At 35.8% G+C, this 13019-nt stretch carries 14 protein-coding genes; 7 read left to right on the top strand and 7 right to left on the bottom strand.

Annotation, left to right across the window (positions count from 1 at the left end; translation table 11 throughout):
- Positions 1 to 4: 4 nt before the first annotated feature.
- Complete coding sequence (locus BM201_RS06300; RefSeq protein ID WP_092541520.1) at positions 5 to 1336, top strand: aspartate kinase; 1332 nt, start codon at positions 5 to 7, stop codon at positions 1334 to 1336.
- 135 nt (positions 1337 to 1471) lie between these two features.
- On the opposite strand, the gene BM201_RS06305 is transcribed toward BM201_RS06300, so the two are convergent.
- Together BM201_RS06305 and BM201_RS06310 are read right to left on the bottom strand one after the other, a co-directional pair.
- A complete protein-coding gene (locus BM201_RS06305; protein WP_092540746.1) occupies positions 1472 to 1837 on the bottom strand; it encodes a DUF2200 domain-containing protein in 366 nt (121 codons plus the stop codon).
- Positions 1815 to 3074, bottom strand: coding sequence for a glycosyltransferase family 4 protein (locus BM201_RS06310; RefSeq protein WP_092540748.1), 1260 nt, complete (start codon positions 3072 to 3074; stop codon positions 1815 to 1817). Before BM201_RS06310 ends, BM201_RS06305 begins: the two co-directional genes overlap by 23 nt.
- Positions 3075 to 3196: 122 nt before the next feature.
- Here BM201_RS06310 and BM201_RS06315 point away from each other — a divergent pair, with 122 nt between their 5' ends.
- The 4 genes from BM201_RS06315 (at position 3197) to BM201_RS06330 (ending at position 6058) form a co-directional block, all read left to right on the top strand.
- Positions 3197 to 3697: a GreA/GreB family elongation factor gene (locus BM201_RS06315; RefSeq protein WP_092540750.1), complete on the top strand. Its 501-nt coding sequence runs from the start codon at positions 3197 to 3199 to the stop codon at positions 3695 to 3697.
- 30 nt (positions 3698 to 3727) lie between these two features.
- Complete coding sequence (locus BM201_RS06320) at positions 3728 to 4216, top strand: gluconokinase (protein WP_092540752.1); 489 nt, start codon at positions 3728 to 3730, stop codon at positions 4214 to 4216.
- 3 nt (positions 4217 to 4219) lie between these two features.
- Positions 4220 to 5563, top strand: a complete 1344-nt coding sequence (locus tag BM201_RS06325) for a GntP family permease (protein ID WP_092540754.1) — start codon at positions 4220 to 4222, stop codon at positions 5561 to 5563.
- A 63-nt stretch (positions 5564 to 5626) separates the two neighbouring features.
- Positions 5627 to 6058, top strand: coding sequence for a DoxX family protein (locus BM201_RS06330; protein ID WP_092540756.1), 432 nt, complete (start codon positions 5627 to 5629; stop codon positions 6056 to 6058).
- Positions 6059 to 6157: 99 nt separating this feature from the next.
- Here the strand turns inward: BM201_RS06330 and BM201_RS06335 are convergent, their stop codons facing one another.
- The 4 genes from BM201_RS06335 to gcvT all read right to left on the bottom strand — a co-directional run bounded on the left by BM201_RS06335 (position 6158) and on the right by gcvT (position 9262).
- On the bottom strand, positions 6158 to 6883 hold the full coding sequence (locus BM201_RS06335; protein ID WP_092540758.1) for a YebC/PmpR family DNA-binding transcriptional regulator: 726 nt from the start codon (positions 6881 to 6883) through the stop codon (positions 6158 to 6160).
- Positions 6884 to 6985: 102 nt separating this feature from the next.
- Complete coding sequence (locus BM201_RS06340) at positions 6986 to 7273, bottom strand: 4a-hydroxytetrahydrobiopterin dehydratase (protein ID WP_092540760.1); 288 nt, start codon at positions 7271 to 7273, stop codon at positions 6986 to 6988.
- 78 nt (positions 7274 to 7351) lie between these two features.
- Positions 7352 to 8173 carry a sugar nucleotide-binding protein gene (locus BM201_RS06345; RefSeq protein WP_092540762.1) on the bottom strand — a complete coding sequence of 274 codons (822 nt, stop codon included), beginning with the start codon at positions 8171 to 8173 and terminating at the stop codon, positions 7352 to 7354.
- 6 nt (positions 8174 to 8179) lie between these two features.
- Positions 8180 to 9262 (bottom strand): glycine cleavage system aminomethyltransferase GcvT, encoded by a 1083-nt coding sequence (gcvT, locus tag BM201_RS06350; protein ID WP_092540764.1) that lies wholly within the window; start codon positions 9260 to 9262, stop codon positions 8180 to 8182.
- Between the two features lie 142 nt (positions 9263 to 9404).
- Here gcvT and BM201_RS06355 point away from each other — a divergent pair, with 142 nt between their 5' ends.
- Together BM201_RS06355 and hutH are read left to right on the top strand one after the other, a co-directional pair.
- Positions 9405 to 10916, top strand: coding sequence for an NAD(P)H-hydrate dehydratase (locus BM201_RS06355; RefSeq protein ID WP_092540766.1), 1512 nt, complete (start codon positions 9405 to 9407; stop codon positions 10914 to 10916).
- A gap of 175 nt (positions 10917 to 11091) precedes the next feature.
- The gene (hutH, locus tag BM201_RS06360; RefSeq protein WP_092540768.1) at positions 11092 to 12600 is read left to right on the top strand and encodes a histidine ammonia-lyase; all 1509 of its coding nucleotides are present in this window, start codon (positions 11092 to 11094) and stop codon (positions 12598 to 12600) included.
- Here hutH and BM201_RS06365 read toward each other — a convergent pair.
- On the bottom strand, positions 12572 to 12958 hold the full coding sequence (locus BM201_RS06365; RefSeq protein WP_092540770.1) for a hypothetical protein: 387 nt from the start codon (positions 12956 to 12958) through the stop codon (positions 12572 to 12574). The two genes, hutH and BM201_RS06365, sit on opposite strands and share 29 nt — an antisense overlap.
- Positions 12959 to 13019: the final 61 nt, after the last annotated feature.

Below are 13019 nucleotides of genomic sequence, written 5' to 3' on the forward strand. Positions count from 1 at the left end.
GAAGATGAAAGTTTTAAAATTTGGAGGAACATCTGTAGGAACTCCAGAAAGTATAGAAAATGTAAAAAATATCACCCTTGGACAGGAGGGGAAAAAATTATTGGTATTATCTGCAATGAGTGGTGTTACCAACGATCTTGTTGCGATTTCTAATCTATCTAAAACTCAGAATTACGAGGAGATCGAAGATATTATTAATAAGCTTCAGGAGCGTCATTTTTCTGCGATAGACATCCTAATTCAGGATGAAACTTTAAATAATGAAACTAAATCTTTTGTAGCCAAACGCCTTGAAGAATTATCGGCCGCCGGCCACAATGAATATTCAGAGGCTGTTTATGCAGAGATCGTGACCTACGGTGAAACGATGCTGACTTTTATGGTTTCTCAATATTTTAAATCTCAGGGAATCGAAAACATTTGGTTAGATGCCAAAGCTTTTATGGAAGTTCATAATCTAGAAAATCCAGATACCGATAGGGTTGGTGAGCTTTTAGATGCGCATTTAGAAGGAAAAAGATCTGAATTATATATCACTCAGGGTTTTGTTTGTATCAATAAACATAACGAAATTAGTACATTAAAACGAGGAGGTAGCGACTATACAGCCACTATTCTTGGTGCTGCTGTGCAAGCTTCTGAAGTGCAAATTTGGACAGATATTGATGGTTTCCATAATAACGATCCTCGCCATGTAGAAGGCACACATCCAATTTCAGAATTAACTTTTGAAGAAGCAGCAGAGCTTGCTTATTTTGGCGCTAAAATTTTACACCCACAAACCGTATCGCCAGTAATTAATAAAGGAATTCCTATTTTCCTGAAAAATACTTTTACTCCTGAAAAAACCGGAACTAAAATCTCTTCTGAAGTTCATAGCAAAGGTCTTAAAGCCATTGCTGCAAAAGATGATATCACCGCGATTAAGATCAAGTCTAACCGAATGTTGATGGCGCACGGTTTTCTTCGCAAGATCTTTGATGTTTTTGATAATTACGAAACATCTATTGATATGATCACTACTTCTGAGATTGCCATTTCTTTAACCATAGACGATACCAGAAACCTAGATAAAATCCTCGAAGAATTAAATGCTTATGGAGAAATTACAGTAGATCGCAATCAAAGTATTGTTTGTATCGTAGGAGAATCTGTGATCGAAGATCATTCGACTTATAAGTTATTCGAACTATTAAATGATATCCCGGTTAGGATGATAAGTTACGGTGGTAGTAGCAACAATATTTCTATCTTGGTAGATACTCAAAATAAAATTGAAACCCTTAGAAGCCTGAACCAGAAACTTTTTAGTGAAGGTTTAACTCAGTTAGCTTAAAACTCTATTTACGAACAGAGTAAACTGTTCCTTTTGTGTAATGAGTGCCGTCGATTTTCCCTAAAAGTCGACGGTTTTTTTAGCTGAATATTGAAAGAAATATAAGCCGATTTTTGATGTTTTTGATGAGAGTTTTTAAGCAGATCTTAGAATCTTTTCCATCTTTCTGCCTTTCGCCAATTCGTCTACCAGTTTGTCTAAATAACGCACCTGTTTGGTAAGTGGAGTTTCAATTTCTTCGATACGATAACCACAAATTAATCCTTTAATAAGCGATGCTTTTGGGTTTAGATTTGCTTTTTCAAAGAATTCCTGGAAACTGACTTTCTTTTCGATTAGTTCCTGTAGTTCTGTATCACTAAAACCGGTTAACCACTCGATTACCTGGTGTAATTCTGCTTTTGTACGACCTTTTTTCTCAACTTTATTAACGTAATGTGGATATACCGAAGCAAAACTCATTACAGCAATTTTACGGTCATGTTCTGGTGTTGTGCTCATTGCTTTTATTTTTTTCCTTTTCCTCAATAAATTTAGACATAAAATAAGTACTGCGATTATTGTGGAATTTCAGCATGCTGCCCGTAAAATTATTACTGCGGTGTTTACTGAGATTGGTCTTTAAATCTATTAATTTTTGCTGAAAAGAAGTTGTAAAATCTTCTGCTGAAAATCTTGATTTTAAGATAGCTTTTCCAAGCGCTTGTTTAGCAATCCACAAATCTTTGTCGGTATAAATTTGAATCGCTTTTTCAACAATTTCAGCATCCGAGCTACAAATAAAGCCGTTCCAATGATTTTCTTCGGAAATTCCTTCGGCTCCAATAGCTGTTGTGATAGAAGTGATTCCGTTTTGCATCGCATCGATCATTTTGCCTTTGAGTCCGGCTCCAAACTGAATTGGTGTTAGTAAAATTCGATGTTTTTGCATCACTTCATCAACACTTTCTGCACGGCCATGCACCAAAAAACCTTCTTTTGTATTCTGAAGTTGATATACTTTATCGCTGGCATAAGCTCCGTAGATATGCAATTTTGTTTCAGGGAGCTTTTGTTTAATTTTTGGCCATATTTTTTGCTTTAAAAGTAAAGTAGTCTGCCAGTTAGGCTCGTGTAGAAAATTACCGATAAACATAAAATCCTGTCGATCGTCAAACGAAGCTGAAACTTCCGCTCTCTCGATCTCTTCGGTTGCTAATAAATAGGGGAGATATTCGATAATTTCAGCAGGAATTTTAAAAATAGATCTTAAAAGTTCCATTTCAACTTCAGAAATGATCAAACTTAAATCGCAACGATAGATCGAAGCAATTTCTCTTTTCGCCAAATCTGAATTTAGCATAAGATTCTGCAATTCAGCTTCAGTATCTAAAGCCTTTTTTCTGGTATTCCGTAGAAAATGTAAATCCTCGGTATCTAAGATCTTTATCGCTTCAGGACAAATTGCATCAACTCGCCAACCGTATTGCTCTTCAATCATAAAGCGATCAAAAAGAACAATTTCAGGATCATTTTCCTTTAAAAATTCATCAAAACTAGCATTATTCAATTCAATTTTAGCCGTTTTTACGCCTATTTTTTCGAGATCGAAAGCATGTTGTGATTGGGCAGTCGTGGTAGCAAAAGTGATAGTGTACTTTTCATTTAGAAAAAAATTGAGCAATTGTAACATTCGGCTTCCTGCGGCAGAAGATGTAGGTTCTGGCCAAACGTATCCAATAACGAGTAAATTTTTCATGTAAAGATTTCTATCGACTTTCAGCAAAATTAAACTTCTTTTTTAAAAAAGATTTAAAATACACAGCGCTTAATCTACAATCTTATAATTTTTCGTATATTCTTAAATTCCAATATGAAAATATGAGCAGAGGATTTGTAAAAGAAGAAGATCAGGAAGAAGCACCGGTAATTCCGCCACGCGCGGCTTTACCAAACGGAGTAACAAATTATGTAACGCCAGGTGGATACGAAGCTTTGGAGCAGGAGCAACGTGATTTGGAAAATGAACGTGGAACAATTAAAACTGATAATGAAACCGAAGATCGCAGAGCCAAGGCAGTGATCGATGGAAAATTTAAATTATTAGCCGAGAGAAGAGCTTCTGCCAGGATCATTCATCCAAATCAGCAACCAGAAGATGAAGTGCGTTTTGGTGCTAAAGTGAAATTAAAGAATCATAACACCAATAGTTTCCAGCAATTCCAGATCGTTGGCGTAGACGAGGCGAACGTGAAGCAGCAAAAGATAGCATTTGTAGCACCTATTGCAAAGGCAGTGACAGGACTTAAAGTCGGTCAAAAAACCGAGTTTAAATTGGGCGATGAAACGAGGATTCTTGAAGTTTTAGAGATCGATTATTAAATACAAAGCAACCGGAATAAAATTATTTGAATGAATGTTTATGTAGTGATGGGCGTTTCTGGAATAGGAAAAACCACAATTGGCAAAAAACTAGCCGAAAAATTAGAAATTCCCTTTTACGATGCCGATGATTACCATCCCGAAGCCAATGTAAAAAAAATGAGCAGTGGCCTTGCTTTAAATGATGAAGATCGCAAAGAATGGTTAGAGATTTTAGCTAAAAATATTAAGAACTGGAGTGAAAATAAAGGTGCCGTCTTGGCCTGTTCGGCTTTAAAAAAAACTTATCGTGAAAGTTTATCAAAAGGATTAAAAGACCAGGTTGTCTTTGTGTATTTACATGCCGAATATGAATTGGTGTTTAAGCGAATGAAGGCCAGAAAAGGACATTATTTTAAAGAATCTTTACTGAAATCTCAGTTTGATACCCTTGAGGAACCACAGAGCGCCATAAAAGTTGATGTAGACCAGGAAATTACTGAAATCGTAAACGAAGTTTTAGGAAAGATAAAGCAATAGTAAATGGAAATACAATTACTTTTAGCAATAGGATTGGGAATTGCTTTATTACTTTTTTTAATTCTGAAATTAAAGATCCAGGCATTTCTATCGCTGCTAATCGTTTGTATTTTTGTTGGAATTTTAGCCGGAATGCCCGCAGCCGATATCATGGAAACCATGAAAGAGGGAATGGGCAGCACTTTAGGTTTTGTAGCCACTGTAGTTGGTTTGGGCGCTTTATTTGGTGGAATCTTAGAACAATCTGGTGGTGCAAAAGCATTAGCTTCTTTTATTCTGAAAAAAACCGGAGAAAAGAATGCGCCATGGGCAATGATGATCACCGGATTTATTGTCGCTATCCCTGTATTTTTTGATGTCGCTTTTATCATTTTGGTTCCCATTACTTATGCACTGAGTAAGAAAACCGGTAAATCTTTGGTGCTTTATGCAATTCCGCTTTTAGCAGGTTTGGCGATCACACATTGTTTTATTCCACCAACACCGGGACCTATTGCTGTTGCAGATATTTTGGGGGCAGATCTTGGCTGGGTAATTTTATTTGGTTTTGCAGCGGGAATTCCTGCGGCTATTTTAAGCGGACCGCTTTTCGCTAAGTTATTAACGAAAACGTTATATATAGAACCCAAAACCTTTACTGAAGATGATACTTTAGAATATCAAATACCTTCAGCAAAGATGATCATTACAATTATTTTCGTGCCTATATTTTTAATCGTACTGAACACTTTAATTGCAAGTCCGTTGATCGATGCTTCTAATTTCCCAAATTGGATAAATTATATGGTAAATTTGTTGGGGCATCCTTTTTCAGCATTAATAATCGCCAATTTATTAGCCTGGTATTTTTTAGGAGTAAAACGCGAAGTAGATAAAGAAAAGCTTCTAAAAATAGCAGCTAAAAGTTTTGAATCTGCCGGTATTATTATTTTACTTACTGGTGCTGGCGGCGCATTTAAACAAATTTTAATCAATACCGGGGCAGGAGAAATGATCGCTAATAATTTGAATGAAAGCTTTATGAGTCCGCTTTTGTTTGGTTTTATTGTCGCAGCTTTGGTTAGAGTTCTTCAGGGATCTTCTACAGTGGCCATGATCACTGCCGCTGGGATCACAGCGCCATTATTAGAAGGTGCAAATTACGCAGAAAGTCAAGTTAGCTTAATAGTGATCGCAGTAGCCTCTGGCGCTTTGATTTTATCCCACGTAAATGATAGCGGATTTTGGTTAGTTGGCCAATACATAGGATTAACAGAAAAACAAACCTTTAAAAGCTGGACGGTGATGACGACTATTATTTCTTTGGTAGGTCTAGGGATATCTTCTTTAATCTGGTATTTTATATAGAATTAATGCTTAGATTTAATAATATCAACAATTAATAACTTCAATCATAATTAACTCAACTCAATGAAAAACACGTATACCACCAGTTTAAACCTTCCCAAATTAGATTTTATTCTATTAATCTTTAGAATAGGAGTTTCGATCTTAATGCTATTTCACGGTGTACCTAAATTAATAAGTCTTTTTTCTTCGGAAGAAATTCAATTTGCAGATCCCTTAGGTGTTGGACAAACAATGACACTTGCTGTGGCTGTTTTAGCTGAATTTGTATGTTCTATAATGCTTATTTTGGGAATAGGAACTAGGATTGCGACGATCCCGTTAATTGTTACTATGGCCGTTGCTGCAATTATCGTACATGCACCAGATGGTTTGGCAAAACAGGAATTGCCTTTTATGTATTTACTATCTTATGTGCTGCTTTTTTATACCGGTGCCGGAAAGTTTTCGCTAGACCACTATTTTTTATACAAAGCTGAGAATAAAGACAAGTAAGCTTAAAACAAAAAAAGTCTTGCTATTCAGTTTTCGTTGAATAACAAGACTTTTTAAATTTTAAATATGATCTACTAAATAGATTTGTTCTGAGTAAATTTACTCCTCTGAAGAGTTTTCTTCCATGGTGTGATATACGTTTTGTACATCATCGTCTTCCTCTAATTTTTCAAGAAGTTTTTCTACATCTGCAGCCTGCTCTGACGTTAGCTGTTTTGTAACCTGCGGGATTCTTTCAAAACCTGAAGAAATAATTTCAATATTTCTATTTTCTAATTCTTTCTGGATACTTCCAAAGTTTTCGAAAGGAGCGTAGATGTGTATTCCGTCTTCATCTTCAAAAACTTCTTCAGCTCCAAAATCGATAAATTCAAGCTCTAATTCTTCTACATCCAGGCCTTCTGCATTGATCCTGAAGTTACAGGTGTGGTCGAACATAAATTCTACAGAACCTGAGGTTCCAAGGTTTCCGTCACATTTATTAAAATGTGATCTTACATTGGCAACAGTACGGTTGTTGTTATCTGTAGCGGTTTCTACCAAAATTGCGATACCATGTGGCGCATAGCCTTCAAAAAGTACAATTTTATAATCACCCTGGCTTTTATCTGATGCTCTTTTAATAGCACGCTCGATATTGTCTTTTGGCATGTTAACACTCTTGGCGTTCTGGATCACCGCTCTAAGCTTAGAGTTAGAATCTGGATCTGGACCACCTTCTTTAACGGCCATTACAATATCTTTTCCTATACGAGTAAAGGCTTTGGCCATTGCAGACCAACGTTTCATCTTACGTGCCTTTCTAAATTCAAATGCTCTTCCCATGATAATAAAAATGAAATCCGGGCAAAAATATAAAAAAAGCTCCTAAAATGATTTCAAATTAGGAGCTTTCTGGAATATTAGGTTTTTAGATGTTTCTGAAACCTATTTTGCTTCAACGATATCTTCTATAGCTTTTGCCATTTCAAAGTCTTTTTCTGTAACTCCGCCTGCATCGTGGGTAGATAAAGAAATCTCTAATTCGTTATACACATTTGCCCAATTTGGATGATGTTGCAAAGCTTCAGCTTCAAAAGCAATTCTCGTCATTACTGTAAAAGCATCTTTAAAATTTTCGAATTTAAAGGAAGTATGAATCGCTTCTTTGGCATACGTCCATCCTTCTAATGATTGCAGTTTAGTATTGATCTGGTCTTCGGTTAGTTTTTCCATAATTGACATTATTTTTATTACTTCAATTTAGGAATAGTTATCTGGAAATTGATTCAGAATTAATCCTTTAATATAAGATTAACCAATTTTTTTGATGGTTGCTTCTACGACCTCCTGTACACTAATCTGCAGATTTGCAGGTAATAGATTATCCTTTGGAAGAACTGCTAAATAACGATCGTTGTTACTATCGTAAACGTTTTTAAATAATGGATTATCATAACCCAAAATTTCACACACATCTTCTACAAAATCTTTTTGGTGAACTAGATCTGAACTTCCTAAATGAAAAACGCCCTGCAACTTCCTATTTACGATATAATGGATTTGCTGAGTGATCTTACTAATTTCAGTGACATTAATTACAACGTTGGGAAAAACTTCGATAGCTTCCCCCAAATCGATAAGAGTTTTAATTTCGTTTACTCTTGGCGATCCCTGGCCAAAAACCATTGGCAATCTTACAATATTGTATTTTTCGTTGGGTAATCGTAAAAGGGCATTTTCGATCTTAATTTTAAATCGGCCATAAATACTTTGCGACAGCGTTTTATCGTACTCGTAACTGGGATAATTTGTAAAAGCATCAAAAACATTAGCCGAACTTAAAAAGATAAGTTTGCAGGGATGTGTAAGAATATAACTAATTGCTGAATAGTGTAGTGCCAGTTGCGTTTCAAAACTACCGCGAACGGCAGAAATGATGATGGTTGGTTTTAAATTGTACAGCAAAAGGTCTAAACTATCGGTTTCCATGTCGTATTGATGAAACTGATGGTTTTTTTCTAATGCGTTATTATCTGTGCAAAAGGTTCCGTGAGTATCAAAATAGGAGCATAGCTCTTTATAAATGGCATTGCCAATAAAGCCGCTAGCTCCTAATACTAGTATACGTTCCAAATAATTTTATCCTTTATAAAAGGGTAATTTCACCTGAGTAGCAGGAACGGTTTTTTTACGAATTTGAATATTGATCTTCTTTCCAAAGCCGGCATATTCTGTCTTCACATAACCTAAACCAATTCCTTTTTCTAATGAAGGTGACATGGTACCCGATGTAACATTTCCTATTATTTCTCCTTCGTCGTTCACGATATCGTATCCTTGCCTTGGGATGCCTCTTTCATCAAGCTCAAACGCTACAAGTTTACGTTTTGAACCTTCTTCTTTTTCCGCTTTTAAAGCTTCAGAATTGATAAAGTCTTTATTGAATTTTGTGATCCAACCTAGTTTAGCTTCGATTGGTGAAGTGGTATCGTCGATATCATTTCCGTAAAGACAAAACCCCATTTCTAATCTTAAAGTGTCACGTGCAGCAAGACCTATTGGCTGAATTCCAAAATCTGCTCCTGCTTCCATTACTTTATTCCAAATCTCTTCAGCACATTCGTTTTTGAAATAAATTTCGAATCCACCACTACCAGTATAACCAGTTGCTGAAATAATTACCTTTTCCATACCAGCAAAAGTGCCAATCTCGAAAGTGTAAAATTTCATATTGCTAAGATCTACATCGGTAAGCGATTGCATAGCTTCAGCAGCTTTTGGTCCCTGTATGGCTAAAAGAGATAATTCTTCACTAAGATCTGTTAGTGTAGCATCCATGGTGTTATGTTTGCTAATCCAGTTCCAGTCTTTCTCGATATTAGCGGCATTTACTACCAATAAATATTTTTCAGCATTTATGCGATAAATAATCATATCGTCTACAATACCACCATCTTCATTTGGCATACAGGTATATTGCGCCTGCCCATCTACTAATTTTGAAGCATCATTAGACGAAATTAACTGAATAAGCTCTAAAGCATGTTCCCCGGTTACTAAAAATTCTCCCATGTGAGAAACATCAAAAACGCCAAGTTTTTCGCGAACATTATGATGCTCAGCATTTACACCTTCGTAAGAAACCGGCATATTGTATCCTGCAAACGGAACCATTTTGGCTCCCAGATCTTTATGTTTATTAGCTAATGCTACTTCTTTCATCTTGATTGTTTAGTTTGCGCAAATTTATAGAATTAAGGCTGAACTGACTATAGTTTACCCAAAATTGTGAAGGAAATGTCAAACCTTCGCCTAGCCTTAAATGATGCCGTATATTTGAAATAACCACTAAAATCGATGATTTATGAAGATTTTTTCTGCAGCACAATTAAAGAAAGCAGACGAACTAACGATCAAAATTCAAGGCATAACTTCGACCCAACTTATGGAACGAGCCGCAAGTCTTGTAACTAACGAGATAGATAAACGATTACAAAACGCAGATATTGCTATTAAGATTTTTTGCGGAATAGGGAATAATGGTGGTGACGGACTCGTAATCGCCAGACAGCTTATAGAAAAAGGTTATCGTGTTAAGGTTTTTGTTGTAAATTATAGTGACAATCGATCACAAGATTTCCTGATTAATTACGATCGATTAAAAGAAACCACAAATGATTGGCCAGAATATATAAAAGATGAAGGCGATTTTCCAGAAATTGATCCTAATGATTTTGTGATCGATGCGATTTTTGGAATAGGTTTAAATCGTCCATTAGAAGGTTGGATTGGTGAATTGGTAACTTATATCAACCAATCGAAGGCATTTATTTTGGCTATTGATATGCCTTCCGGATTATTTTCAGATCGCGTACCGGCTGAAAAAGATTGTTTAATTTCAGCTAATTTCACTTTAAGTTTTCAAACCCCTAAACTGGTTTTCTTTTTACCACAAACAATGGATTATGTTGGGGATCTGCAGGTTTTGGATATTGGTTTAGATCGTGATTTTTTATCTTCAGAAAAAACGAATTACGAACTTATAAATAAACATGAAGCCAGAACTCTTTATAAACCTAGAAAATCGAATTCGCATAAGGGGAATTACGGGCATGCCCTGGTAATTGGTGGTAGTTATGGTAAAATTGGTAGCGTTTTATTATCTACTAAAGCTGCTTTAAGAACAGGAGCAGGTCTGGTAAGCACTTTTATCCCAAAATGCGGTTATAACATCTTGCAAACTGCGCTTCCTGAAGCTATGGTGATCACCGATAAAAATGAGGAGAAATTAACGAATATCGACCACAGGATGGATCCTTCAGTAATTTGCTTCGGAATGGGAGCAGGGAAAGATCCAAAAACTGTTGAAGCTTTTAAAGAATTACTTCAGAAAACCGAGAAACCCATGCTAATCGATGCAGATGGGTTGAATATGATTTCTGAAAACCAAGAATTACTTGAATTTCTTCCGAAGAAATCGTTATTAACTCCGCATCCCAAAGAATTACAGCGTTTAATTGGTGATTGGAATGATGATTTTGAGAAAATTGAAAAAGTTCAGGAATTTACACAATCTCATGATCTGGTACTTGTTTTAAAGGGTTCTCATACGTTCGTTTTTGGCGAAGGACATGTTTATATTAATAATTCTGGTAATCCCGGGATGGCTACTGCAGGAAGTGGTGATGTTTTATCGGGGATCATTGCTGGATTAATCTCACAGCAATATAGTTCTTTAGCGGCGGCAATTTTGGGCGTTTATTTACATGGAATTTCAGGTGATATTGTTGCTGAAAACAGGTCTTATCAGGCATTAATTTCTGGCGATATAGTAGAAAATATGGGAGCTGCATTCCAGGCATTGTTCGCTGACTAGCATTTATATTTTCGAGGACAAGATGAACAAATGAAATATTGAGTTAATGTCACTAAAAATTGAAATTTGGATATCTATTTTGAATTATTAATAAAAAAACTCTTATAATTTGGATAGTATTCATCGAAATTGGATTTTTGCCCTATTCCTAGCATAACCAATTTCGAAAAGTTTCATGGAAAATACACATTACATCACATCTGCGATTTTAGATCTTAATATCATTCGAAATATAATAGACAAAAAAATGAAACTTGCTCTTAGTGAAGAAGCACGTTTAAATATAACAAAATCGCGAGCATATCTAGATCAAAAGATAAAAGAGAGTAGTGCACCTGTTTATGGTATAAATACTGGTTTTGGTGCCTTATGTAATGTAAAGATCACTTCAGAAAAACTGACCGTTTTACAAGAAAACCTGGTGAAATCTCATGCTTGCGGAACTGGTGACAAAGTAAGTAAGCCGATCATTCGATTGATGTTACTTTTAAAAATTCAGTCTTTAAGCTATGGAAACTCAGGTGTGGCTTTAGAGACGGTAGAACGTTTGATTGATTTCTTTAATGAAGATATTTTACCTGTAATTTATGAGCAGGGATCTTTAGGTGCTTCTGGAGATCTCGCACCATTAGCTCATCTCGCCTTGCCATTAATAGGGGAGGGCGAAGTTTATTATCAAAATGAAACAGTTAGCGGAGATTCGATTTTAAAGAAATTTGGCTGGAAACCGGTGAAGCTACATTCTAAAGAGGGTTTAGCACTACTTAACGGTACACAGTTTATGAGTGCTCATGCCGTACACGCACTTATAAAAGCTTATAAATTATCGTATTGCGCAGATTTTATAAGCGCAATTTCTATGGATGCTTTCGATTGTAATTTGTCTCCTTTTGATGAACTGGTGCATTTGGTAAGACCACATCGCGGACAAATAAAAACGGCAGAACGAATAAGAGGTTTTTTAAGCGGAAGTGAACTAGCGCAACAGGAAAAGGAAAATGTTCAGGATCCTTACTCGTTTAGATGTGTACCACAAGTACATGGTGCAACAAAAGACACTTTAGCTTTTGTAAATAAAACCGTAAAAACTGAAATTAATTCGGTTACCGATAATCCTAACATTTTTGTAAAGGCAGATAAGATTATTTCTGGAGGAAATTTTCACGGTCAGCCGTTAGCTTTAGCGATGGATTATCTCGCTATTGCAATGGCCGAGTTGGCGAATATTTCTGAAAGAAGAACATATCAATTGGTTTCAGGTTTACGTGGTTTACCAAACTTTTTGGTCGAAAATCCAGGTTTGAATAGCGGATTTATGATTCCGCAATATACTGCTGCCAGTATTGTAAGTCAGAATAAACAATTGTGTATGCCAGCTTCTGTAGATTCAATTGTATCTTCAAATGGGCAGGAAGATCACGTAAGCATGGGCGCAAATTCAGCTACGAAATTAATAAGAGTGATGGAAAATGTAGATTCTGTTTTAGCGATCGAAATCTTCAATGCTTCGCAGGCATTACATTTTAGAGAGCCGGCAAAATCTTCAGAAAAAATAGAAGCGGTTTTATCGAATTTTAGAAAAGAAGTTCCGGTTGTTAAAGAAGATGTGATGATGGCACCTCTAATTGAAAGGTCGAAACAGTTCCTGGAAAATTTTATAATACAGGAAGACTACCTGAATTGATAAAAGCTAAGGCTTCATTATAATCTGCAAAACTCAAGCAATATAAACTGGTGAAAATCTGAACGAATTTAAGATTTAATTTGTCACTAAATTTATCTGAAACCAAGACAACCCAATTTGCATGTTTTTCGATGGATTTATTTCCTGAAAGTAACAGCATAGGATCAAAAGAATATCTGTCTTCAGCATTAATTCTTCTCACAACGATGCCTATTTTTTTATCGCCGTAAACGTCTAATTTTAGCCTGAGGCATTCTTTATAATCCTCGACGCCGTAATGGCCTTCATGGAAAATCTCCAGCTGCATAAAAGTAGGGGCAAACTTTAGCTGAAAATCTTTAAATTTTATAAGATTCATTTTTGGGGTAACTAAGTTGAAATATAGGGGTAGGCGAAAATAAGAAAAGCCTCACAAAATT

It is taken from the genome of Zunongwangia mangrovi, assembly GCF_900112105.1.
Lineage (GTDB): Bacteria > Bacteroidota > Bacteroidia > Flavobacteriales > Flavobacteriaceae > Zunongwangia > Zunongwangia mangrovi.

What these genes read in the sequence shown, in the direction of transcription:
- BM201_RS06300 (WP_092541520.1), top strand. Translation starts at nt 5, where the DNA reads ATGAAAGTTTTAAAATTTGGAGGAACATCTGTAGGAACTCCAGAAAGT.
- BM201_RS06330 (WP_092540756.1), top strand. Translation starts at nt 5,627, where the DNA reads ATGAAAAACACGTATACCACCAGTTTAAACCTTCCCAAATTAGATTTT.
- BM201_RS06315 (WP_092540750.1), top strand. Translation starts at nt 3,197, where the DNA reads ATGAGCAGAGGATTTGTAAAAGAAGAAGATCAGGAAGAAGCACCGGTA.
- BM201_RS06355 (WP_092540766.1), top strand. Translation starts at nt 9,405, where the DNA reads ATGAAGATTTTTTCTGCAGCACAATTAAAGAAAGCAGACGAACTAACG.
- BM201_RS06340 (WP_092540760.1), bottom strand. Translation starts at nt 7,273, where the DNA reads ATGGAAAAACTAACCGAAGACCAGATCAATACTAAACTGCAATCATTA.
- BM201_RS06335 (WP_092540758.1), bottom strand. Translation starts at nt 6,883, where the DNA reads ATGGGAAGAGCATTTGAATTTAGAAAGGCACGTAAGATGAAACGTTGG.
- gcvT (WP_092540764.1), bottom strand. Translation starts at nt 9,262, where the DNA reads ATGAAAGAAGTAGCATTAGCTAATAAACATAAAGATCTGGGAGCCAAA.
- BM201_RS06325 (WP_092540754.1), top strand. Translation starts at nt 4,220, where the DNA reads ATGGAAATACAATTACTTTTAGCAATAGGATTGGGAATTGCTTTATTA.
- BM201_RS06310 (WP_092540748.1), bottom strand. Translation starts at nt 3,074, where the DNA reads ATGAAAAATTTACTCGTTATTGGATACGTTTGGCCAGAACCTACATCT.
- BM201_RS06320 (WP_092540752.1), top strand. Translation starts at nt 3,728, where the DNA reads ATGAATGTTTATGTAGTGATGGGCGTTTCTGGAATAGGAAAAACCACA.
- BM201_RS06365 (WP_092540770.1), bottom strand. Translation starts at nt 12,958, where the DNA reads ATGAATCTTATAAAATTTAAAGATTTTCAGCTAAAGTTTGCCCCTACT.
- hutH (WP_092540768.1), top strand. Translation starts at nt 11,092, where the DNA reads ATGGAAAATACACATTACATCACATCTGCGATTTTAGATCTTAATATC.
- BM201_RS06305 (WP_092540746.1), bottom strand. Translation starts at nt 1,837, where the DNA reads ATGAGCACAACACCAGAACATGACCGTAAAATTGCTGTAATGAGTTTT.